Raw genomic sequence first — 24,229 nt, 5'->3', positions numbered from 1 at the left:
GCTCAGAGCGCAACCGACTGACCCGGCACCAGCGCGCCCCGGCATTTGAGCACGCGCACCTGTCGTGGCTGGCAATCCACTGCCAGACGCAGGGCGGCTGGCGACGGATTGACCGCCTCGCGCAGAGAACGGCAGGCAAACCCCAGGGTCTGACCGGTGGCCGCCGCCAGTTGCAGACGGCGCAATCCACGATCATTGATGCGTTGCGGCCAGCACAGCACTGCAGCGCAACTGCCCGAGCGCAGACATTGCTCAGCCGCCCACAACGCTTCCCGGTCGGGCGCATCGATCAAGGTCATCCAGCGCAGATCGACACCGGCCTGGAGCCAGGCGTGGGGATAGGGAATATGAGGCGGCGCCACCAGCACAATCCGCTCTCCAGCCCGGGTCAGCCGCGCCAGGGTCGGCCACAACAACTGCAGCTCTCCCGCGCCCGGCGCCGCCAGCAGAATTTCGCTGAGCGCCGCCTCCGGCCAACCACCGCCAGGCAGCAGCGCATCCAGCTGCGGATGCCCGGTGGGTTGAGCTGCCGCCGGCGCGACCTCGCCCCGTCCTTTCCATACCCGCTGCTGACGCAACAGGGCATCGAGCGACACCACCGCACTCATCGGCCCAGCTCCATGGACAAGGCAGCGGCGGTCTGCGCAAACGGAAAGGAAAAAGAAAAGGAATAGCCAATCATGGGGGGCACCATTACACTGTACAGACATACAGCATATTGAGTCCCCTAACCGCGGTCAATCTGCAGTGGATGAATGGATGCCTGGAGTGGTCATCAACTCAACGCCGCTGCAGAAACTCCAGATCTTCCGGCCGGGTCACCTTGATGTTGTCTGCACGGCCTTCGACCAGGCGTGGTGCCTGACCGGCCCATTCCATGGCCGAGGCTTCATCGGTGATCGCTACGTCGGCCGCCAAGGCGTTACTCAAAGCGGCGCGCAACGCCCCCAGGCGGAACATCTGCGGGGTATAGGCCTGCCAGAACAGTGAACGGTCCGGAGTGGAACTGACCCGGCCGTCCGGCCCGGTCAGTTTCAGGGTATCGCGCACCGGCACGGCCAGCAGCCCGCCGATGGGGTCATTTTGCAGTGTGTGCAGTAACTTGCGCAGATCGGAGTGAGCCAAATTGGGCCGGGCGGCGTCATGCACCAGTACCCAATCCTGCTCGGCTGCGCCCAGCGCCATGAGCGCCTGCAGTCCGTTGAGAACCGAGTCGGCGCGTTCACGACCACCATCGGTCCGGGTAATGCGTGGATCACGCGCGCAGGCTAGCTCCGGCCACCACTCATCAGCCGGCGACAGGCAGACTACCAGGCCGGACAATCCGGGCTGGTCGAGAAAACAGTCAAGGGTATGTTCGATCAGACAGCGCCCATTCAAGGGCAGATATTGCTTTGGACGATCGGCGCGCATGCGCGAGCCGACGCCGGCAGCGGGAATGACCACCCAGAAAGACAGCTGGGTTTCAGTCATTACCGCTCAACTGGAACAGGGTTTCACCTTCCTTGACCATGCCCAGTTCATGCCGGGCACGCTCTTCGATGGTTTCCAACCCCTGTTTCAGCTCGATGACTTCTGCAGTAAGCACGCGATTGCGCTCAAGCAGCTTCTCGTTCTCGCTCTGCTGACTGGAAATGTCCTGCTTGAGTTCGGCGACGTGCGCCAGACTGCCTTCGCCTACCCAGAGACGATATTGCAGTCCGACAAACAATATCAACGAAATCAGCCAGAGCCATTTCAAGTAGGCAACCTCCCCGGAAGTCGACTATCAGCCACGGAACTCGGCACGGCCATTGTAGGGTGCCTTACCCGCCAGCTGCTCTTCAATGCGCAGCAGCTGGTTGTACTTTGACACCCGGTCGGAACGGCACAGCGAACCGGTCTTGATCTGGCCGGCAGCCGTACCTACAGCCAGATCGGCGATGGTGTGGTCTTCCGTTTCACCGGAGCGGTGCGAGATCACGGCGGTGAAACCGGCAGCCTTGGCCATCTGAATGGCTTCCAGTGTCTCGGTCAGCGAACCGATCTGGTTGAATTTGATCAGAATCGAGTTACCGATCTTTTCATCGATACCGCGCTTGAGGATCTTGGTATTGGTCACGAACAGATCATCACCCACCAGCTGGACCTTCTCGCCGATCTTGTCGGTCAGCACTTTCCAACCAGCCCAGTCGGACTCATCCATGCCATCTTCAATGGAAATGATCGGATAGCGCTGGCTCAGACCCGCCAGATAGTCGGCGAAACCGGCAGCGTCGAATGCCTTGCCTTCACCGGCCAGGTCATATTTCCCATCCTTGTAGAACTCGCTGGCTGCGCAATCCAGGGCCAGGGTTACGTCCTCACCCAGCTTGTAACCGGCATTGGCAACCGCTTCGGCAATGGCACCCAGAGCATCTTCGTTGGACGCCAGGTTCGGTGCGAAACCACCCTCGTCACCCACAGAGGTGCTCAGGCCACGGCCCTGCAATACTGCCTTGAGGTGATGGAAGATCTCGGTTCCCATGCGCAGGGCGTCGGCGAAGGTCTTCGCGCCGACCGGTTGCACCATGAACTCCTGAATATCGACGTTGTTGTCGGCATGCTCACCGCCGTTGATGATGTTCATCATCGGCACCGGCATGCTGTACTGGCCGGGGGTGCCGTTCAGATCAGCGATGTGCGCATACAGCGGCACGCCCTTGGCCTGAGCCGCTGCTTTGGCAGCAGCCAGAGATACTGCAAGAACGGCATTGGCGCCGAGCTTGCCTTTGTTATCGGTACCGTCCAGTTCGATCATGGCACGATCCAGACCCGACTGATCCAGTGCATCACGACCCAGCAGCAAGTCACGGATCGGACCATTGATATTGGCAACGGCTTTCAATACGCCCTTGCCCAGGTAACGGCTCTTGTCGCCGTCGCGCAGCTCCAGCGCTTCACGCGAACCGGTAGAGGCGCCGGACGGAGCGCAAGCGCTGCCGAGGATGCCGCCTTCCAGAATCACATCCGCTTCAACGGTCGGATTACCACGCGAGTCCAGTACTTCACGACCCTTGATGTCAATGATCTTCGCCATGATTGCTGCTTTCTCCATCTGAAACATGCTTTGTATTGAAAGGGGGTTGCCTGGCAATCAGGCCGTTTCGAGTTGCGGGAAACCTTTTACCAAATCATCCAGTGCCTTGAGTTGGATCAGGAACGGCTCCAGCTTGTCCAGACGCAACGCGCAGGGACCATCACACTTGGCATTGTCCGGATCCGGGTGCGCTTCCAGGAACAGACCGGCCAGACCCTGGCTCATGCCGGCCTTGGCCAGATCGGTAACCTGGGCACGACGACCACCTGCCGAATCACTGCGACCGCCAGGCATTTGCAGAGCATGGGTCACGTCGAAGAATACCGGATACTCGAACTGCTTCATGAGACCGAAGCCGAGCATGTCCACCACCAGGTTGTTGTAGCCGAAACTGGAGCCGCGCTCGCAGAGAATCAGCCGGTCATTGCCGGCTTCTTCGCACTTGCTCAAGATGTGCTGCATCTCATGGGGCGCCAGAAACTGCGCCTTCTTGATATTGATCACAGCGTCGGTTTTCGCCATGGCCACCACCAGATCGGTCTGCCGGGACAGGAACGCCGGCAGCTGGATGATGTCGCACACCTCGGCCACCGGGGCAGCCTGATGCGGCTCGTGTACGTCGGTGATGACCGGCACATTGAAGGTCTGTTTGATCTCCTGAAAGATCTTCAGACCTTCTTCCATGCCCGGCCCCCGGTAGGAATTGATCGACGAACGGTTGGCCTTGTCGAAACTGGCCTTGAACACGTAGGGGATGCCGAGCTTCTCGGTCACCGCCACATATTCTTCACAGATGCGCATGGCCAGATCACGGGATTCCAGCACATTCATGCCGCCAAACAACACGAACGGCTTATCGTTGGCAATCTCGATATCACCAACGCGAACAATTTTCTGGGCCATGACGTTTCCTCAGGCTTTCTTGCCGGCGCGTTGCTGCAGCGCCGCGTTGACGAAACCGCTGAACAGCGGATGGCCATCACGTGGTGTGGAGGTGAATTCCGGGTGGAATTGGCAAGCCACAAACCAAGGGTGATCTGCCACTTCGACCATTTCAACCAAGGCACCATCCATTGACCGGCCAGACACATTCAAACCGCTCTTTTCCAGTTCGGCCAGCAGGTTGTTGTTGACCTCATAACGGTGACGATGACGCTCGACAATCACGTCCTCGCCATAGCATTCACGGGCCTTGCTGCCTGCCTCCAAGGCGCACTCCTGAGCGCCCAGGCGCATGGTGCCGCCCAGATCGGAGGACTCGTCGCGCGTCTGCATTTCGCCGGTCGCGGTCTGCCACTCAGTGATCAGACCCACCACCGGATGCTTCGAGGTCTTGTCGAATTCAGTGGAGTTGGCGTCTGCCCAGCCGAGAACGTTGCGAGCGAACTCAATGACGGCCACCTGCATACCCAGACAGATGCCCAGATACGGGATCTTGTTTTCACGGGCATAGCGAACGGCGGCAATCTTGCCTTCCACGCCACGCAGGCCGAAGCCGCCAGGTACCAGGATGGCGTCCACATCTTCCAACTGGCCAGTGCCATTCTCCTCGATGGTTTCCGAGTCGATATAGCGCACATTGACCTTGGTGCGGCTCTGGATGCCGGCGTGACTCAGCGCCTCGATCAGCGACTTGTAGGCATCCAGCAATTCCATGTACTTGCCGACCATGGCGATGGTGACTTCCTTCTCGGGATGCAGCTTGGCATCCACCACCCGCTCCCATTCGGACAGATCGGCGCTGTCACACTCCAGACCGAAGCGCTCGGCGACGTAATCATCCAGACCCTGGGCATGCAGGATGCCGGGAATACGGTAGATGGTATCGGCGTCGGGCAGACTGATCACCGCACGTTCTTCGACGTTGGTGAACAGCGCAATCTTGCGCCGCGAGGCCAGATCGATCGGATGATCGGAGCGGCACACCAGCACGTCAGGCTGCAAGCCGATGGAGCGCAGTTCCTTGACCGAATGTTGAGTCGGCTTGGTCTTGGTTTCACCGGCAGTAGCGATGTAGGGTACCAGCGTCAGGTGCATCAGCATGGCACGCTTGGCGCCTACTTCCAGGCGCAGCTGGCGGATGGCCTCAAGAAAAGGTTGCGACTCGATATCACCCACGGTCCCACCCACTTCGACCATGGCCACATCGGCATCGCCGGCACCACGGATGATGCGAGTCTTGATCTCGTCGGTAATGTGCGGAATCACCTGAATGGTGGCGCCCAGATAATCACCCCGACGTTCCTTGCGCAGCACGTCTTCATAGACGCGACCGGTGGTGAAGTTGTTGTTCTGGGTCATGCGGGTACGGATGAAGCGCTCGTAATGGCCCAGGTCCAGGTCAGTCTCGGCACCATCATGGGTGACGAAGACTTCACCGTGCTGGAACGGGCTCATGGTTCCCGGATCCACGTTGATGTAGGGATCCAGCTTGAGCATGGTGACCTTGAGGCCACGTGCTTCGAGAATCGCCGCCAGGGATGCCGAGGCGATGCCCTTGCCCAAAGAAGATACAACACCACCCGTGACGAAGATGTAGCGCGTCATGAAAAATCCGTAGATTGAAGTTAGGCGACCGTAGCCGCAGGGAACCGAAGGGAGACCAAAGTCTCGTCAAGATGGGAAGTCAGGATACCAGACAGCCTGGATTTGCTCAATCCAAAACCGGCATCAAACCCGGCTCCCATGTCACCGCCCAGCCAGTATCATCCGCCCCGGCGTCCGCCCCTTCGGCGTTCCAGCGTCCGGCCACCGAAATCAGCCGATCGTCGCAGTATAGCAACGGGATTGCCGGGCGTATCCAGGCCGGAATACCGGCTTCCTGAAACAGTTTTTTCAACATCTGGTGCGGCCGACCGGGCAGTTTGATCTGCTCGCCGCCTCGGCGATAGTCAATTCGCCAGGCACCCTGCCGCGCGGCAATACCACCGCCACCGGGCGCCATGCGCAGCCAGCCATTACCGGCCACCAATGCCGTATCGGCAAAGTGCGTCAGCTGCTGTTCGATACCGGCGGGCACACCGCCCGTCGGTAATAACCACAGCCGACCTGACGAACGGTATAGCTGTGCCTGGCCCAGTTGCACCACCGGCTGAGTGTCCTGCGCAGCGCCCAGCTGAATCATCAGGCTGTGCAGATGCCGCTGATCAGGCAGCCGCATGCCATTGGCGTGCAACCAGTAGCGCAACAGATTCTTTTGCCGTGCCGGAGTCAACGCAGCGACTGCCGCCACATCCAGACTGGGCCAGGCCGTCAGCCAGATATCCGTCAGCATGCCCTGGGCCAGCTGCAGATCCTCGCTCGCCCGCTCGTCCAGCAACTGATTGGCCTCCTCCGCATGCTCGGCCAGCCTCAGCAGATGCTCGGGCATTGCCGGCCATCGCCGACGCAGATCAGGCAACAACGCATGACGCAATGCGGTGCGGGCATAACGGGGATCGGCGTTGGCCGGGTCTTCAATCCAGCTCAGCGGTTGCTCGCTGGCCCAGTCGTATAACTCTCTCCGCTCCCAGGACAACAGCGGTCGCAACAATTGCCCGGCGCCCAGCGCGCGACTGCGCGGCATGCCGGCCAGACCTCTCAATCCGGTACCGCGCAGCACGCGAAACAACAGGGTTTCCAGCTGATCATCGCGGTGGTGTGCCAACAGCAGACAGTCGTCACGGCCCATCAGCCGCTCGAATACCGAGTACCGCGCGTCCCTTGCCAGCTCTTCGATACTGCCCGCCGACGCCAGACACACTCTTTCGACATGCAACTCCACACCGCGAGCCGCGCACTCACGCGCGCAATGCTCCGCCCACTGATCTGCATCGGTATGCAGGCCGTGATGTACATGGATGGCTTTGAGGGGAGGAAGAGAATGTGATTGATGCAGTTGCACCATGGCATCCAGCAGCACCATGGAGTCCAGACCGCCGGACAGCCCCAGCCAGCAGACCGGGGCATCCATGCAGGGTGCCAGCTGTTCAAGCAGCCCCTGCAGATTGAACACTTACTGGATACCGAAGGCCATCAGTCGCTCGTAACGGCTGTCCAGCAGCTCATCGGCAGACTGACCTTCCAGCTTGTCCAGCTCAGCCAGCAACTGCGCCTTGAGTCGGGCCGCCATCTCTTCCGGCTCGCGATGCGCGCCCCCCAGCGGCTCGGGGATCAGATTATCCACCAGACCCAGTTCCTGCAGCCGTGCGGCAGTAACACCCATGGCTTCGGCCGCATCGGAGGCTTTCTCCGCCTTCTTCCACAGAATCGAGGCACAGCCTTCCGGGGAGATCACCGAATAGATGGAATACTGCAGCATCATCAGGCGGTCACAGACGCCAATAGCCAGCGCACCACCGGAGCCACCTTCACCGATAACGGTGGAAATGATCGGGGTCTTCAGGCGCGACATGACCTGCAGGTTCCAGGCAATGGCTTCGCTCTGTCCGCGCTCTTCAGCGTCGATACCCGGATATGCACCGGGGGTGTCGATAAAGGTCAGGATGGGCATTTTGAAACGCTCAGCCATCTGCATCAGGCGGCAGGCCTTGCGATACCCTTCAGGCTTGGGCATGCCGAAGTTGCGACGCACCTTTTCCTTCACATCGCGGCCTTTCTGATGACCGATAACCATCACCGGACGACCATCCAGGCGCGCGATGCCGCCGACAATGGCAGCATCATCGGCGAAATGTCGATCACCATGCAGCTCTTCGAAGTCGGTGAAGATATGGCGGATGTAATCCAGCGTGTAAGGGCGCTGAGGATGCCGCGACATCTGCGTCACCTGCCAACTCGACAGGTTGGAGAAAATGCTCTCGGTGAGCGAACGACTCTTGTCCTTCAGACGAGTGATTTCTTCAGTGATGTTCAGCGAATTGTCACTGCCCACCAGACGCAGCTCTTCGATCTTGGCCTGCAAGTCGGCAATCGGCTGTTCAAATTCGAGGTATTTCTGGCTCTTGCTCATAAGCGTCGATTATCCGCGTGGCCCCAATCGGGGCATCCTGTTTTTTGCGTTACCTTACGGGATTGCCATGCCTGCGTCGAGCAGGCGCACCCCGTGAGAATGTCCAAATTCTGCTTTACCTGTAATGCAGAGAGACGCTGCCTTTGCCCAGCTGGTCACGCAGCGTCTGCACCAGGTCATCGGCGGGCTCGACCCGCCATGCTTCACCCAGACGCAGCAGGGCTTGCGCATCGGGGCGTTGCAACTCGATGGTTACCGCGCAATTACCTTTGTATTGCTGCAGCACCCCAGCCAACCGGCCCAGACATTCCGGACCGTGTTGGCTGGTATCCAGATTGATCCGCACACTGTCCAGCAGTGAGGTGCGGGCTTCCTCCAGACTCATTACCCGCTTGGCACGCACGCGCATGCCGCCGGAAAAATCATCCACCGCCACCTCGCCTTCCACCACCAGCAAGGCATCCTTCTGCAGCAGCGATTGCGCAGCCTGATAAGCCTCGGCGAACAGCGATACTTCAACGCGCGCCGAACGGTCATCCAGCGTCACGAAGCCGACCTTGTCGCCGCGCTTGCTTTTCATCACCCGCAGGTCGAATACCAGCCCGGCAATGGTCTGCGAATCCCGCGAGGGTTTGAGGTCGATGATGCGCTGACGAGCGAAACGCCGGACTTCCTTTTCGTACTCATCGATGGGATGGCCGGTCAGATACAATCCGAGCGTTTCCTTTTCGCCGCGCAAACGTTCCTTGAAGGTCCATTCACGCACGTTGCGATAGACTTCAAACACATCCCGCTCGGCCGCTGGCCCGAGCAGGTCGCCAAACAGATCCTCATGCCCACTGTCCGCGCTGCGCAGGGTTTGCTCGGCCGCCGCAATGGCTTCCTCCATGGCGGCGGCCAGGGCCGCACGGTTGCGATCCACCTTCTGCAAATAGGCCTGAGGTTCGGTATCGAAGAAGGGCCCCATGGCGTCCAGCGCGCCGGAACGAATCAGCGCTTCCATAACCCGCTTGTTGATCCGCTTGAGGTCCACTCGCGCACAGAAGTCAAACAGGTCGGCAAAAGGTCCGCCCTGCTGCCGAGTCTGCACTATGGTTTCCACCGGGCCCTCGCCCACGCCTTTGATGGCACCAAGACCGTAGACCACACTGCCACTGTCATCCACGGTGAACTTGTATTCAGAAATATTCACATCCGGCGCCTTCATCCGCAGCTTCATGCTGCGGCATTCCTCGATCAGCGTCACCACCTTCTCGGTGTTGTGCATATCTGCCGAGAGCACCGCCGCCATGAAGGGCGCCGGGTAATGCGCCTTCAGCCAGGCGGTCTGATAAGACACCAGACCATAGGCCGCCGAGTGCGACTTGTTAAAACCGTAACCGGCAAACTTCTCCACCAGATCGAAGATGTTGCCCGCCAGATCAGCGTCGATATTGTTACCACTGCAACCCTCAAGGAATATCTGCCGTTGCTGAGCCATTTCCTCGGGCTTTTTCTTGCCCATGGCGCGGCGCAGCATGTCCGCACCGCCGAGGGTGTAGCCGCCCATCACCTGGGCGATCTGCATCACCTGTTCCTGATACAGGATAATGCCGTAGGTCGGCTTGAGGACGGGCTCCAGTCCCGGATACTGATAATTCGGATGCGGATAGGAAATCTGCTCGCGGCCGTGCTTACGGTTGATGAAGTCATCAACCATGCCTGACTGCAGTGGTCCCGGACGGAACAGGGCCACCAATGCAATCATGTCTTCCAGACAGTCGGGCTTGAGCTTCTTGATCAGCTCCTTCATACCGCGCGATTCGAGCTGGAACACCGCCGTGGTCTCGGCCTTCTGCAGCATGTGATAGGTGGGCGCGTCATCCAGCGGGATGAAGTTGATATCCAACACATCCTTGCCTTCTTCGGCACGGATACGATTGATGGTCTCCATCGCCCAGTCGATGATGGTCAGGGTGCGCAGACCGAGGAAGTCGAATTTCACCAGACCGGCAGACTCGACATCGTCCTTATCGAACTGGGTTACCAGCCCTTCCCCCGCCTCGTCGCAATACAAGGGCGCGAAGTCGGTCAGCTTGGTCGGCGCAATTACCACACCCCCGGCATGCTTGCCGACGTTGCGGGTGATACCTTCCAGCTTCAAAGCCATATCCCAGATTTCCTGGGCTTCCTCATCGGCGACCAGAAAATCGCGGAGGATTTCTTCTTGCTCGTGGGCCTTGGCCAGGGTCATGCCGACTTCGAAGGGAATCATCTTCGACAGCCTGTCGGCCAACCCGTAGGATTTACCCTGCACCCGCGCCACATCACGCACCACCGCCTTGGCGGCCATGGTACCGAAGGTGATGATCTGGGATACCGCATTGCGACCATAGGTCTCGGCAACGTACTCGATGACCCGGTCACGGCCTTCCATGCAGAAGTCGATATCGAAGTCCGGCATGGAAACCCGTTCCGGGTTGAGGAAGCGTTCAAACAGCAGATCGTATTGCAGCGGATCAAGGTCGGTGATCAACAGGCAATAGGCGACCAGCGACCCCGCTCCCGACCCCCGGCCCGGCCCCACCGGCACGCCGTTATTCTTGGCCCACTTGATGAAGTCCATGACGATCAGGAAGTAACCGGGAAAGCCCATCTGGATGATGATATCCAGTTCGAACTTCAGCCGGTCCAAGTAGACCTGGCGGCGTTCTTCATAGTTTTCCGAGTCCGGCGGCAAGACCACCTTGAAGCGCTCTTCCAAGCCTTCCAGCGAGACCTTGCGGAAATAGTCATCCATGGTCATGCCGTCAGGGACGGGAAACTCAGGCAGAAAGTAGGTACCCAGCTGCACGTCGATATTGCAGCGCTTGGCAATTTCCACACTATTGGCCAGCGCTTCCGGAATATCCGAAAACAGTTCAGCCATTTCCTCGGGTGATTTCAGATACTGCTCTTCGCTGTACTGCTTGACCCGACGTGGATCACCCAGTGCGCGGCCTTCACCGATGCAGACGCGAGTTTCGTGAGCTTCGTAATCCTCACGATAAATGAAACGCACATCGTTGGTCGCCACCACCGGGCAACTGAAGCGACCCGCCAAGGCCACCGCAGCATGCAGGTGCTCTTCATCATTGGGACGCTTGGTGCGCTGCAGTTCCAGATAGAATCGCCCCGGGAAAACGCCCATCCAGTACTGCAGCAGTTCATCGGCGTGCGCCGGATCGCTGGACAGCAAGGTCTGACCAATCTCCCCCTCCTTGGCACCGGACAACGCGATCACGCCTTCACTTGCCTCGGCCACCCATTCGCGGCGAATGGTCACCTGGCCGTTGCGCTGGCCATGCGTGTATCCACGGGAAATCAGTTCAGTGAGGTTGCGATAGCCTTGTCGATCCATAGCCAGCAGGGTCATTCGGCTCAGATGGTTTTCATCTTCCGCATCGGTCAGCCAGATATCCACACCGGAAATCGGTTTGATGCCGGCACCCATGGCAGCCTTGTAGAACTTCACCAGGCTGCACATGTTGTGCTGATCGGTCACCGCCACCGCCGGCATCCCAGCGCCACCCACCGCCTTGATCAATGGCTTGATTCGTACCAGGCCATCGACCAGGGAGTATTCGCTGTGGACACGCAGATGGATGAAGGAAACGCTCATATCTATCCTGATTCAGGGGTGGGGAGTTAACCGATTGATTGTAACGGTGGGGCAAGCTCGGGGCCAGTGATGAGATTTATTGCCCGCGTCGAGCAATTGCCCTCTTCGATCGTTCCCACGCCCCGAATACTACTGGGACGCTCTGCGTCCCGCTCTTGCCGTGGTGCAGGCTGTTGGCCCGGACGCTGGAGCGTCCACGGCGCAGGCTCCCACGCAGAGCATGGGAGCCATCGACAACCGAGTACGGGCTCCGGCCTCGATCGTTCGTGCTCCGCTTACTGTACTTCGACTACCCGCAGTTCCTTCGGCATGCTGAAGACGATATTTTCTGCCCGCCCCGCCAGCTCCTCGACACTCTCGGCACCACTGTCGCGCAAGTGCTGAATAACCTGCTGCACCAGCACATCCGGAGCGGAAGCACCGGCAGTGACGCCGATATTGCGCACATTCTCCAGCCACTCAGGACGGATCTCATCAGCACCGTCAATCAGATAGGCCGGGGTACCCATGCGGTCGGACAGCTCACGCAGGCGGTTGGAGTTGGAACTGTTCGGGCTGCCGACCACCAGCACCAGGTCACATTCGTTGGCCAACTGTTTGACCGCATCCTGGCGGTTCTGGGTGGCGTAGCAGATATCGTCCTTGCGCGGGCCGTCGATAGCCGGGAAGCGTTCACGCAAAGCATCGATGACCCGAGCGGTATCATCCATGGACAGCGTGGTCTGGGTGACGAAGGCCAGTCGTGACGAATCTTCAACCTGCAGTCGGGCAACATCCTCCTCGTTTTCCACCAGATAAATGGCGCCGCCACTGCTGGCGTCATACTGCCCCATGGTGCCTTCCACTTCTGGGTGGCCAGCGTGTCCGATGAGGATGCACTCCCGACCATCACGGCTGTAGCGCACCACTTCCATATGCACCTTGGTGACCAGCGGGCAGGTAGCATCGAACACTTTCAAACCGCGGGCAGCGGCATCATCACGCACTGCCTTGGATACGCCGTGAGCACTGAAGATGACGATCACGTCATCGGGGATCTCATCCAGCTCATCGACAAAGATCGCCCCGCGATTACGCAGGTCTTCAACGACGAACTTGTTGTGCACGACTTCATGGCGCACATAGATCGGCGGACCGAACACCTCCAGCGCTCGATTGACGATTTCGATGGCACGATCGACGCCGGCACAGAAGCCGCGCGGGTTGGCCAGTTTGATCTGCATGGGAAGCCTCGATTGAGTCATGGATGTAGGTCGGCTCAGGCCGCCTTCACCCCGATGATTTCCACTTCGAAGGTGATGACCTTGCCGGCCAGCGGATGGTTGAAGTCCACTTCGACGACGCTGTCATGAATAGCTTTGACCACGCCAGGCATTTCGCCGCCAGCGGCATCCTTGAAGATGACCAGCAGGCCGGGCTCCAGTTCCATTTCGTTGAACTGGTTGCGAGGCACGGTCTGAATGTTCTGCGGACTGCCAGGGCCAAAACCCCGTTCCGGCTCGATCTCGAACGTACGCTGATCACCGGCCTTGAGGCCGAACAGGCTGCTCTCGAAACCCGGCAACAGACTGCCATCCCCCACCTTGAAGGTGGCCGGAGCCTTGCCCACGGTGGAATCGACTACGTCACCACCTGGCAATTTCAGAGTGAAGTGCAGGGTAACTTCGGTGTCGTGGTTGATGCGAATATCAGTCATGGTTCGAATCTCTAGATTGAATATATCCGGTGTTGCGGCGTTCCGGTCACTCCTCCTGCAACAATGCAGGCTGCCGAATTTACGCGACTTTCGCCTTGGGCCGGAACATGTCCAAGATCATCAGCGCCGCCCCTACAGTGATTGCGCTGTCGGCGATATTGAATGCTGGGAAGAACCAGCTCTGCTGCCAATGCACCAGAATGAAATCCACCACATGGCCGTGCACCATGCGGTCATACAGGTTACCCAGCGCGCCACCCAGAATCAGGCTCAGCGCCATTGCTTCCAGCCACTTATCCCGGGCCAGCCGGGACAGCCAGACCAGCAGCATGATACTGACGCCCACCGCGACCGCGGCAAAGAACCAGCGCTGCCAGCCACCCGCATCCGACAGAAAACTGAAGGCGGCGCCAGTATTATAGGCCAGCATGAAGCTGAACAAACCGTCGATCACCGGCACCTGCTGATACAGGCTGAGGCTCGACTCGGCAACCCACTTGCTCAGCAGATCCAGCGCGATGATCACGGTACTGAGCCATAGCCATACCAAGCCGCTGCGACGCGCCTCAGGCATGCTGGCGAACCTCGCCCTGCCCTTCGATATTCTCTACGCAGCGACCGCAGATTTCCGGGTGCTCAGCATGGTTGCCCACGTCCGGCAGGAAATGCCAGCAGCGTACGCATTTGCTATGTGCTGACTTGACGATGCTGAGCTTCAGCTCCGGCAGCTCGGTTGCCACAGCATCTTCACCGGCGTCGGCTAGCGGTGCGACCCGAGCGGCAGAAGTGATCAGAACAAAACGCAGCTCATCACCCAGCCTGCCCAAAGTGGCACTGAGCTGATCGTCCGCATACAGGGTCACTTCAGCCTGCAGGTTGCCACCCAGCACCTTGGCGTTGCGCAGGTTCTCCAGTTCCTTGTTGACGGCGATCTTCACCGCCAGCACCTGATCCCAGAAAGCACGATCCAGTTTGCTGTTATCTGGCAGCGCGGTCAGGCCGTCGTACCAGGTGTTGAGCATCACGGACTCGTTACGCTCGCCCGGCAGATACTGCCAGAGCTCTTCGGAAGTAAAGGCCAGGATCGGCGCGATCCAGCGCACCAGCGCCTCCGCAATGTGGTACATGGCGGTCTGACAGGAGCGCCGCGCAGTGCTGTTGGCACCGGTGGTGTACTGGCGGTCCTTGATGATATCCAGATAGAAGCCGCCCAGCTCCTGCACGCAGAAGTTATGCACCTTCTGGTAGACGTTCCAGAATTTGTAGGTGTCGTAGGCTTCGCTGATTTCCTGTTGCAACAACAGCGCACGATCCACTGCCCAGCGGTCCAGATCGAGCATCTGCTCGGGTGCCAGGGCGTGCTGCTTGGGGTCGAAACCGTTGAGATTGGAGAGCAGGAAGCGCGCGGTATTGCGGATACGACGATAGGCATCGGCGCTGCGCTGCAGAATCTGCTTGGAGACAGCCATCTCACCGGAGTAGTCGGTCGAGGACACCCACAAACGCAGAATGTCGGCGCCCAGGCTGTCGTTGACCTCCTGCGGAGCGACCACGTTGCCCAGCGACTTGGACATCTTGCGGCCATTCTCATCGACCACGAAGCCGTGGGTCAGCAGGCCCCGATAAGGCGCGTGCCCGTCGATCATACACCCAGTCAGCAGGGACGAATGGAACCAGCCACGATGCTGGTCGGAGCCTTCCAGATACAGGTCGGCACGCGGACCTTCATCGTGACCCATGGGGTGCGAGCCACGCATGACGTGCCAGTGGGTGGTACCAGAGTCGAACCAGACGTCCAACGTGTCACTGATCTTGTCGTATTGCGCCGCTTCATCACCCAGCAGCTCTGCAGCGTCGAGCTTGAACCAGGCTTCGATGCCCTCCTGCTCGACGCGTTGCGCCACCTCTTCCATCAGCTCGGTGGTACGCGGGTGCAGCTCGCCGCTTTCCTTGTGCAGGAAGAACGGGATAGGCACACCCCAGTTGCGCTGACGGGAGATACACCAGTCCGGGCGACCGGCAATCATGCCGTGCAGGCGCGCCTGACCCCAGGCGGGGACAAAGTGCGTGTTCTCGATAGCATCCAGAGCGCGACGACGCAGGGAACTGCCATCATGCGCAACCTTGTCCATACCGACGAACCACTGCGCTGTGGCGCGGTAGATCAGCGGCGTCTTGTGGCGCCAGCAATGCATGTAGCTGTGCTCGATCGGCTCATGCTTGAGCAGCGCACCGACTTCTTCCAGCTTGGCGACGATATTGGCGTTGGCTTTCCAGATAAACTGGCCGCCGAAGAACGGCAGGTCACTGACATAGACACCGTTGCTCTGCACCGGCGTGAGAATGTCATCATTTTCCATGCCGTACTGTTTGCAGGTACGGAAGTCTTCCTCGCCATAGGCCGGGGATGAGTGGACGATACCGGTACCAGCACCGGTCTCAACGTAATCCGCCAGGTTCACCGGCGAAAAGCGCTCATAGAACGGGTGGCGGAAGCGGATGCTCTCCAGCGCCACACCTTCACAACGGGCGATGATCTCACCGCTCAGACCGTAGCGCTGCAGGCTGGACTCAACCAGCTCTTCGGCCAGTACCAGCAGCTTGTCGCCGGTATCAACCAACGCATAGATGAATTCTGGATGAACGTTCAGCGCCTGGTTGGCCGGGATGGTCCAGGGGGTGGTGGTCCAGATGACGACGCTGGTGGCCTTGGGCAAACTGTCCAGACCAAAGGCGGCGGCCAGCTTATCGGCATCCTCGACGGCAAAAGCCACATCGATGGCGTCGGATTTCTTGTCCTGATATTCGACTTCCGCTTCGGCCAGCGCCGAGCCGCAATCAAAGCACCAGTTGACCGGTTTCAGCCCCTTGAACACATAGCCGCCTTCAACCATTTTCGCCAATGCACGGATTTCGCCCGCTTCATTGGAGAAGTCCATGGTCTTATAGGGATTGCTCCAGTCACCCAGCACGCCGAGGCGGATGAAGTCGTCCTTCTGCCCCTCGATCTGCTTGCTGGCGTATTCGCGGCTGCGTTCACGGGTCTTGTCCGCCGGCTGGTTCTTGCCGAAGGTGGTTTCAACCTTGTGCTCGATCGGCAGGCCGTGGCAATCCCAACCCGGGACGTAGGGCGCATCAAAACCGGACAGGGTCTTGGACCGGGTGATCATGTCCTTGATAATCTTGTTGACCGCGTGACCGATGTGAATGCTGCCGTTGGCATAGGGCGGGCCATCATGCAGCACAAACTGCGGGCGACCCTGGCTGACTTCCCGGATTCTCTGGTAGAGACCGAGACTGTCCAGACGTTTCAGGGTTTCCGGCTCGCGGACCGGCAGGCCGGCCTTCATCGGAAAGTCCGTGGCGGGCAGGTTCAGCGTCGCTTTGTAATCAGTCATCTTGTCCTGGCTCATTTGTTCAGTTCGGCGGCCCACTGGGCCCGTGCGGTGGCAAAATCGGCCTTGATGGCAGCTTGCAGATCATCCAGCGAGCCGAACTTCTGTTCGTCACGCAGTTTTTCATGGAATACCACGGTAATACGGCGCCCGTAGAGGTCACCATTGAAATCCAGCAGGTGGACTTCCAGATGCGCCTGACCATCCCCATTCACCGAGGGACGGGTACCAATATTGGCCACACCGATCTGGTTGATACCGTCCAGCTCGACGCTGACCCGATATACCCCGCTCAGCGGCGCACTGAGGCGCTTGAGCTGGACGTTGGCAGTCGGTGCGCCCAGAGTCCGACCCAGCTTCTGGCCATGCAACACCCGGCCGGTAATACTGAACGGGCGACCCAGCAGGCGCTCGGCCTGGGCAAAGTCACCTTCAGCCAACACCTGGCGTACACGACTGCTGCTGATACGCTCACCACTTTCGGCAACGGTATTGGCCGACTCGACGGTAAAGCCGCTGCGCTTGCCGCTGGCTTTCAGCAACTCGAAATCACCGGCGCGATCACAGCCAAAGCGAAAATCGTCACCGACTTCGAGGTGCTTGACGCCAAGACCTTCGATCAGCACCTGCTGGATGAATTCATCGGCGCTGAGCTCTCGCAAGCGACGGTTGAAGGCCAGACACAGCACCCGGTCGACGCCCTGCTCTTCCAACAGCGCGAGCTTGTCGCGCAAACGCGTCAGGCGTGGAGGCGCACCGTGCGGAGCGAAGTACTCTCTGGGTTGCGGCTCGAAAATCACCACGCAACCCGGCAACCCCAGGCGCGCAGCATGACGACTCAGGCGCTTGAGAATTGCCTGATGCCCGGCATGTACGCCGTCGAAATTACCAATTGTCGCCACGCACCCACGGTGACGGGGGCGCAGATTATGCAGGCCGCGGACCAGTTCCATAACACTCGTTATCGGCAGATGAGTCAAAGCCGTGAAGTATACAGGGTTACGAGGGCTGGCGTCATTGGGGAAGACTGGCAGTCTCCTAAGACCGCAGATGCCTCATTCGCAACCCACTCACTACAAGAGTGGCGACAAAGACGCCGATACCTGCCGCCACCAGAATGGTCATCTGCCAGACCTTCTGCTGCCAACCCCAAAGGAACCATTGCTCCACGGCCGGTGCCAACCACAGCACCACCACCGCCAACGCCATACAAGCCAGGACCAGCCGCAGCATGAACAGCGGCCAGCCGGGCTGAGCCTGATAGATACCCGCCTTGCGCAGCCCCCACCAAAGCAACCCGGCATTGAGCAGAGCCGACATCGACGTTGCCAGCGCCAGCCCGGCATGTGCCAGCGGCCAGACCAGAATCAGATTGAAGACCATATTTGCACCCATGCAGAAGATGGCAATTTTCACTGGGGTTTTCATATCCTGACGAGCGAAATAACCGGGCGCCAGCACCTTGATCAACATGAAGGTCATCACTCCCACCGCGTAGGCCCGCAGGGCGTTGGCCGACTGCACTACGTCACGCTCGGTCATGGCCCCGTAGTGAAACAGGGTTGCGATCAATGGCTCAGCCAACAGCAGCAATGCCAGGGCTGCGGGAACCCCCACTAACAAGACCATGCGCACAGCCCAATCCAGGGTGGCAGCAAAGGCCCTGGGGTCTTCCCCGGCATGCTGGCGGGACAGGGCCGGCAGAATCACCGTGCCGATGGCGATACCAAAGGCACCCAGTGGCAGCTCCGACAGCCGGTCGGCGTAGTACAACCAGGAAATACTGCCGGTCTGCAGAAATGACGCCAGAACCGTATCCAGCAGCAAGTTGATCTGGCTTACCGAGACACCGAACAACGCCGGCACCATCAGCGTCATGATGCGCTTCACACCTTCATGATGCCGGTCCGGACGCGGCACCGGCAGCAATTTGATCTGCGCCAGGAACGGCAGCTGGAACAACAGCTGCGCGACGCCAGCAATAAATACACCCCAGGCCAGCGCCATGATCGGCCGATCGAAATACGGCGTCATGAACAAAGTCGCGCCGATCATGCTCAGGTTAAGCAATACCGGCGTAAAGGCCGGCACCGCAAAACGGCCATAGCTGTTGAGAATGGAGCCACACAACGCCGTCAGCGAAATCAGAAACAGGTAAGGGAAGGTGATGCGCAGCATGTCCGTGGCCAGCGCGAGCTTTTCCGTCTGACCATGAAAACCGGGTGCAAACAGCATGATCAGCAGCGGCGCGCCGGCCACCCCGAGCAGCGTTATTCCCGCCAGCGTCATACCCAGGGTACCGCTCACCCGGTTCACCAGATTCTGCACTTCAGCAAGAGTGAAGCGGGTGCGGTACTCCGACAGCACAGGTACAAAGGCCTGGGCAAACGCACCCTCGGCAAATAAACGTCGAAGGAAGTTGGGAATCTTGAAAGCGATGAAAAAAGCGTCCGCTTCGGACTTTGAACCGAAGTACGCTGCCACCACCACATCACGCACCATTCCCAGCACGCGAGAGAGCATGGTCATGATGCTGACCACCATGCCGGATCGCAGCAGACTGGGCGCCTTGCGCTCTGGTGCGGCAGGGGGAGTTGTATCAGTCATGTATTTCGCCAGATAAAAGCGCGATGATAGCGCTAACCGGGTAGAATTGGACACTTCGACGGGGAGACCGATGTTTGATCACTCCGGCGCTTGACATTATCCGAGGTCTGCGGCACAGTACGCGACCTTATTTATACCCTAATTCACTGATTTTCTGAGGAGCACGACGGTGGCCAACTCACCTCAAGCCAAGAAACGCGCCAAGCAGGCCGAGAAGCGCCGCGATCACAATGCAAGCCTGCGCTCCATGGTTCGTACGTACATCAAAAACGTAGTCAAGGCGATTGACGCCAAAGACCTCGAAAAAGCACAGTCTGCCTACACCGCTGCCGTTCCGGTCATCGACCGCATGGCTGACAAAGGCATCATCAACAAGAACAAGGCCGCTCGCCACAAGAGCCGTCTGAACGCACACATCAAGGCCATGGCTACCGCCGCCTGATTCGCGTTCTGCGTTGATGCAAAAAAACCGACTCACTGAGTCGGTTTTTTTATGCCTGGGCCGTGGCGTGTCGAACTCCATCTCGACACAAAACATACCAGAAACTACACCAGCACCAGATTCTCCCGATGCACCAGCTCAGGCTCATCGACGTAACCCAGCACCCCGACGATCTCTTCACTGCACCGACCAATGATGCGCGCCGCCTCCTGGGCGCCATAATTGACCAGGCCGCGGGCAACCTCCCGCCCATCGAGCCCGACACAGACGACCATCTCGCCGCGACGAAAATTACCCTCCACCGCCTTGACGCCAACCGGCAGAAGACTGGAGCGCCCACCCTGCAGGGCACGCACCGCACCCTCATCGATCAGCAAGCGACCACGCGTCTGCAGATGACCAGCCAGCCACTGCTTACGCGCCGCCAACATACCTTTCTCGGGCAGCAACAGGGTCCCCAGCTGCTCTCCCACCTTCAGTCGGGCGATCACCTGATCGATGCGACCACCAACAATGATGCTGCTGGCACCCGAGCGGGCCGCCAGCCGGGCCGCACGCAACTTGGTCTGCATACCACCACGCCCCAGCGCACCAGAACTGCCACCCGCCATCGCATCCAACCTGGGATCATCAGCCATGGCCTGAGAGATCAGCTCGGCATCAGGATCGCTGCGCGGATCAGCAGTAAACAGCCCATCGCGATCAGTGAGAATCACCAACAGATCCGCCTCGACCAGATTAGCCACCAGCGCACCGAGAGTGTCGTTATCACCAAAGCGGATCTCGTCGGTGACCACAGTGTCGTTCTCATTGATCACCGGAATCACACCCAGATCCAGCAATCCGCGCAAGGTACTACGCGCATTGAGATAACGCTTGCGGTCTGACAGATCATCATGCGTGAGCAACACCTGAGCGGTCGTCAACCCATGGGCTTCAAAACTTGCCTCCCAGGCCTGAACCAACCCCATCTGACCCACCGCTGCCGCCGCCTGCAACCTGTGTATGCTTTTGGGCCGCTCGGTCCAGCCCAGCCGCGTCATGCCTGCGGCCACGGCGCCAGAGGAGACCAGCACCACGTCCACGCCACTGTCACGCAACGCAGCCAGCTGGCGAACCCAGACTGTCATGGCCTCACGATCCAGAGCGCGACCATCTCCCGTCAGCAATGCACTTCCGATCTTTACCACCCAACGCTGGGCAGCCACTACCTTGTCACGCATGCCTGTTCAGCTCCGCTGCTTCACTGCACGTAGATAATTTCCGGACCATCTTCATCATCGTCGTCGAAGTCATCGTCATCACCCTCTTCGGCAAGACCTGCCTTGCGGCGCGCCCGACGATCGTCCAGCTCCTGGATGTGCGCACGCGCCTCTTCTTCGATCTGCCGATCCAGTTCAGCCACCTGCGCAGCATACTCCTCATCTTCCTGCATCCGCAGTCCGCGCTCATCAAGCCAGTTCATGACCGCCTTGGCCAGCTCCTGAGTGCCCTGGCGCTCAGCTGCGGAAATGACGAACACCGGACCTTCCCACTCAAGGCGCTCGACCACGTCATCAAGAATTGCCTGCTGCTCATCTTCCAGCAGCTGGTCGCACTTGTTGAGCACCAGCCAGCGCTCACGCAAGGTCAACGCCGGACTGAACTTGCCCAACTCGTGAACGATGGTCTCGACCGCCTCAACCGGATCAGCCTGATCCAACGGAGCCATATCCACGAGGTGCAGCAACAGCCGGGTGCGCGACAAATGCTTCAGAAAGCGCGTTCCCAACCCTGCCCCCTCAGCAGCGCCGGCAATAACCCCCGGAATGTCAGCGATAACAAAGCTGCGCAGCTGGCCGACATCCACCACACCCAGGTTTGGCACCATGGTGGTGAAGGGGTAGTCAGCCACTTTGGGCTTGGCTGCAGAAACAGCACGAATAAACGTACTCTTGCCGGCATTGGGCAGTCCCAGCAGACCTACATCCGCCAGCACCTTCAACTCCAACTTGAGGTCACGCAGCTCACCAAGACTGCCGTTCGAGGTCTGCCGGGGAGCGCGATTGACACTGGATTTGTAACGGGTGTTGCCGAGACCATGAAAGCCACCCTGAGCCACCAGCAAACGCTGGCCCGGCTCAGTCAGATCACCGATGATCTCCTGGGTTCCGGCATCGACCACGGTGGTACCCACCGGCACTGCCAGGACCATCTCTTCGCCCTTGGCACCAGTACAATCGGAACCACGACCATTCTCACCACGCCTGGCGTTGAAACGCCGCGTATAGCGATAATCGACCAGGGTATTCAGATTCGGATCGGCTTCCAGAAAGATGGAACCGCCATCGCCGCCATCACCACCATCGGGACCACCTTTGGGAATGAACTTCTCCCGCCGAAAACTCATGCACCCGTTACCACCATCACCGGCCTTTACCGTAATGGATACTTCATCTACGAATTTCATTGCGCTCCCCCTGAAGGGGTTGATTGAGAGGCCATAGAGCCTGACCCTAAGCTACAAACAAAAAAGCCCCGTCGCAAGACAGGGCTTTCTGAAACCGGGAAACTATCAGCCGGCTACGACACTGACGTAGCGACGGTTGAACTCACCCTTGACTTCAAACTTGATCACGCCGCCCGCCTTAGCAAACAGAGTGTGATCCTTGCCCATACCAACGTTCTTGCCGGCGTGGAACTGAGTGCCACGCTGACGGACGATAATATTGCCGGGTACGATGGTCTGGCCGCCGTACATTTTCACGCCAAGGCGTTTGGCTTCTGAATCGCGACCGTTACGTGTGGAACCGCCTGCTTTTTTGTGTGCCATGAGTCTTTACTCCTCAATACTTAGGCAGAGATGCCGGTGATCTTGATTTCGGTGTACCACTGACGGTGGCCCATGCGCTTCATGTGGTGCTTGCGGCGACGGAACTTGATGATGCGGATCTTATCGCCACGGCCATGAGCGCTGACTTCAGCAGTCACCTTGGCACCTTCGACAACCGGCGCACCGATAGTGACGTCATCACCGTTACCGATCAGCAGTACGCGATCGAATTCAATGCTGGCGCCGGTTTCGGCTTCCAGCTTCTCTACTCTCAGGTATTCGCCTTCGGCTACCTTGTACTGCTTGCCACCAGTAACAATTACTGCGTACATGTTGCTTTCTCCGTAATCCTGCTCACCCGGCGCTTAGGTATAATCGTTAGTGGCCGGCATGGCTGCAAGTGAACCCGCCATCGGGCCCGAGCTTGCCATTGTCAAAACAGGGATGCTATAAATCGGGTTTTCAGGGGCGGGGATTCTACCGACAATTCATCTATAGCGCAATGCCGAACTTCGCTTTCAGAAAGGCCCATCGCACTTATTGCGCATGCAGATCCGCGCACTTCCTTGACAGCACGCAAGCCGCCGCCTAGCATGCCGCGCAACCCTTCTGAAAGCGTGCTGTAGATGACGACCCTGCCTTTTTACAATGCAGTCGCGGATGATTTCGAGGCTGTAAACCAGTTGATCATGCATCAACTGCACTCCCGCGTCCCTCTCGTCGAGAAAATCGGCAGCTATATCATCAGCGCCGGCGGAAAACGACTGCGCCCCCTGGTGGTGCTGCTGGGTGCTCGCGCCTGCGGCTTGACCGATGCTCGCCCACATACACTGGCCGCCATCATCGAATTCATGCACACCTCGACGCTACTGCACGACGACGTGGTCGACACTTCCGATCTGCGCCGGGGCCGCTCCACCGCCAACGCCCTGTGGGGTAACGCTGCCAGTGTGCTGGTCGGCGACTTTCTGTATTCACGCTCCTTCGAGATGATGGTCGCACTGAACGACATGCGTATCATGCAGGTACTGGCCAGCGCCACCAACGTGATCGCCGAAGGCGAAGTGCTGCAACTGTCCAAGATACGTGATGCCAGCACCGACGAAGCAATCTATATGGAAGTCATCCGCAGCAAGACCGCCATGCTGTTCGAAGCTTCGACCCACACCGCCGCCATCCTGGCCGGAGCACCGGCGGAGCAGGCCGAAGCCCTGCGCCGCTATGGCGACTCCCTGGGTATCGCCTTCCAGCTGGTGGACGACTTGCTGGACTACAGCGGCAACGCAGAAGCCATGGGCAAGAATGTCGGCGATGATCTGGCGGAGGGCAAACCTACCCTGCCGCTGATCTATACCATGCGCGAAGGTACAGCCGAACAAGCCGCCCTGGTACGCAAGGCCATCCAGAAAGGCGGCACTGATGATATCGCGCCGATCCGTGAGGCTGTGGAAAACAGCGGCGCGCTGGAATATACCGCCAATCTTGCCCGCCAGCACGCCGACGAGGCGATCAACCTGCTGCAGACTCTGCCGCCGTCGATCTATCGCGAAGCACTGGAACAGCTGGCCCGGTTTTCGGTAGACCGGTCGTTCTGATTCCGACTCTAATTGCTGTGACCAACCCGGGAC

The 24,229-nt window shown here is 59.2% G+C and carries 21 protein-coding genes; 2 read left to right on the top strand and 19 right to left on the bottom strand.

Translation table 11 applies throughout. The features are described 5' to 3' along the window. Nucleotides 1–2: 2 nt before the first annotated feature. The 15 genes from imuA to murJ all read right to left on the bottom strand — a co-directional run bounded on the left by imuA (nt 3) and on the right by murJ (nt 19,347). The gene (imuA, locus tag INT39_RS09965; RefSeq protein WP_193073744.1) at nt 3–608 is read right to left on the bottom strand and encodes a translesion DNA synthesis-associated protein ImuA; all 606 of its coding nucleotides are present in this window, start codon (nt 606–608) and stop codon (nt 3–5) included. Nucleotides 609–780: 172 nt separating this feature from the next. Then, nucleotides 781–1,473 carry a 2-C-methyl-D-erythritol 4-phosphate cytidylyltransferase gene (gene ispD / locus INT39_RS09960; protein WP_193073743.1) on the bottom strand — a complete coding sequence of 231 codons (693 nt, stop codon included), beginning with the start codon at nt 1,471–1,473 and terminating at the stop codon, nt 781–783. After that, entirely contained in the window at nt 1,466–1,741 is a 276-nt protein-coding gene (gene ftsB / locus INT39_RS09955) for a cell division protein FtsB (RefSeq protein ID WP_193073742.1), read from the bottom strand. Before ftsB ends, ispD begins: the two co-directional genes overlap by 8 nt. Before the next feature lie 27 nt (nt 1,742–1,768). Continuing rightward, complete coding sequence (eno, locus tag INT39_RS09950) at nt 1,769–3,058, bottom strand: phosphopyruvate hydratase (protein WP_193073741.1); 1,290 nt, start codon at nt 3,056–3,058, stop codon at nt 1,769–1,771. Nucleotides 3,059–3,115: 57 nt separating this feature from the next. Continuing rightward, nucleotides 3,116–3,961, bottom strand: a complete 846-nt coding sequence (gene kdsA / locus INT39_RS09945) for a 3-deoxy-8-phosphooctulonate synthase (protein WP_193073740.1) — start codon at nt 3,959–3,961, stop codon at nt 3,116–3,118. Between the two features lie 9 nt (nt 3,962–3,970). Next, entirely contained in the window at nt 3,971–5,605 is a 1,635-nt protein-coding gene (locus INT39_RS09940) for a CTP synthase (protein WP_193073739.1), read from the bottom strand. A gap of 106 nt (nt 5,606–5,711) precedes the next feature. Further along, nucleotides 5,712–7,052: a tRNA lysidine(34) synthetase TilS gene (tilS, locus tag INT39_RS09935; protein WP_193073738.1), complete on the bottom strand. Its 1,341-nt coding sequence runs from the start codon at nt 7,050–7,052 to the stop codon at nt 5,712–5,714. Next, nucleotides 7,053–8,009: an acetyl-CoA carboxylase carboxyl transferase subunit alpha gene (gene accA / locus INT39_RS09930; RefSeq protein WP_193073737.1), complete on the bottom strand. Its 957-nt coding sequence runs from the start codon at nt 8,007–8,009 to the stop codon at nt 7,053–7,055. Nucleotides 8,010–8,124: 115 nt separating this feature from the next. After that, a complete protein-coding gene (gene dnaE / locus INT39_RS09925; protein ID WP_193073736.1) occupies nt 8,125–11,649 on the bottom strand; it encodes a DNA polymerase III subunit alpha in 3,525 nt (1,174 codons plus the stop codon). Nucleotides 11,650–11,924: 275 nt separating this feature from the next. Further along, complete coding sequence (gene ispH / locus INT39_RS09920) at nt 11,925–12,872, bottom strand: 4-hydroxy-3-methylbut-2-enyl diphosphate reductase (RefSeq protein WP_193073735.1); 948 nt, start codon at nt 12,870–12,872, stop codon at nt 11,925–11,927. 35 nt (nt 12,873–12,907) lie between these two features. Then, nucleotides 12,908–13,345, bottom strand: a complete 438-nt coding sequence (gene fkpB, locus INT39_RS09915) for an FKBP-type peptidyl-prolyl cis-trans isomerase (RefSeq protein ID WP_193073734.1) — start codon at nt 13,343–13,345, stop codon at nt 12,908–12,910. Nucleotides 13,346–13,424: 79 nt separating this feature from the next. Then, nucleotides 13,425–13,919: a signal peptidase II gene (gene lspA / locus INT39_RS09910; RefSeq protein WP_193073733.1), complete on the bottom strand. Its 495-nt coding sequence runs from the start codon at nt 13,917–13,919 to the stop codon at nt 13,425–13,427. Next, entirely contained in the window at nt 13,912–16,743 is a 2,832-nt protein-coding gene (gene ileS / locus INT39_RS09905) for an isoleucine--tRNA ligase (protein WP_193073732.1), read from the bottom strand. The genes lspA and ileS overlap by 8 nt, the downstream gene beginning before the upstream one ends. A gap of 11 nt (nt 16,744–16,754) precedes the next feature. Continuing rightward, complete coding sequence (ribF, locus tag INT39_RS09900) at nt 16,755–17,693, bottom strand: bifunctional riboflavin kinase/FAD synthetase (protein ID WP_193073731.1); 939 nt, start codon at nt 17,691–17,693, stop codon at nt 16,755–16,757. 85 nt (nt 17,694–17,778) lie between these two features. Further along, complete coding sequence (murJ, locus tag INT39_RS09895; RefSeq protein ID WP_193073730.1) at nt 17,779–19,347, bottom strand: murein biosynthesis integral membrane protein MurJ; 1,569 nt, start codon at nt 19,345–19,347, stop codon at nt 17,779–17,781. Nucleotides 19,348–19,516: 169 nt separating this feature from the next. On the opposite strand from murJ, the gene rpsT reads away from it, so the two are divergent. After that, nucleotides 19,517–19,789, top strand: coding sequence for a 30S ribosomal protein S20 (gene rpsT / locus INT39_RS09890; RefSeq protein ID WP_193073729.1), 273 nt, complete (start codon nt 19,517–19,519; stop codon nt 19,787–19,789). A gap of 104 nt (nt 19,790–19,893) precedes the next feature. On the opposite strand, the gene proB is transcribed toward rpsT, so the two are convergent. From proB to rplU, 4 genes are all read right to left on the bottom strand, one after another. Further along, nucleotides 19,894–21,012: a glutamate 5-kinase gene (gene proB / locus INT39_RS09885; protein WP_193073728.1), complete on the bottom strand. Its 1,119-nt coding sequence runs from the start codon at nt 21,010–21,012 to the stop codon at nt 19,894–19,896. A 20-nt stretch (nt 21,013–21,032) separates the two neighbouring features. After that, nucleotides 21,033–22,238 (bottom strand): Obg family GTPase CgtA, encoded by a 1,206-nt coding sequence (cgtA, locus tag INT39_RS09880; RefSeq protein ID WP_193073727.1) that lies wholly within the window; start codon nt 22,236–22,238, stop codon nt 21,033–21,035. 105 nt (nt 22,239–22,343) lie between these two features. Beyond that, nucleotides 22,344–22,601, bottom strand: a complete 258-nt coding sequence (gene rpmA / locus INT39_RS09875) for a 50S ribosomal protein L27 (protein ID WP_090273807.1) — start codon at nt 22,599–22,601, stop codon at nt 22,344–22,346. A gap of 20 nt (nt 22,602–22,621) precedes the next feature. Then, on the bottom strand, nt 22,622–22,933 hold the full coding sequence (gene rplU, locus INT39_RS09870; RefSeq protein ID WP_193073726.1) for a 50S ribosomal protein L21: 312 nt from the start codon (nt 22,931–22,933) through the stop codon (nt 22,622–22,624). Nucleotides 22,934–23,227: 294 nt separating this feature from the next. On the opposite strand from rplU, the gene INT39_RS09865 reads away from it, so the two are divergent. Continuing rightward, complete coding sequence (locus INT39_RS09865) at nt 23,228–24,196, top strand: polyprenyl synthetase family protein (protein WP_193073725.1); 969 nt, start codon at nt 23,228–23,230, stop codon at nt 24,194–24,196. Nucleotides 24,197–24,229 lie beyond the last annotated feature (33 nt).

This window comes from Pseudomonas sp. FME51 (assembly GCF_014897305.1).
The sequence above is the reverse complement of the archived record's forward strand: the minus strand, read 5'-3'. Positions and strand labels throughout refer to the sequence as shown.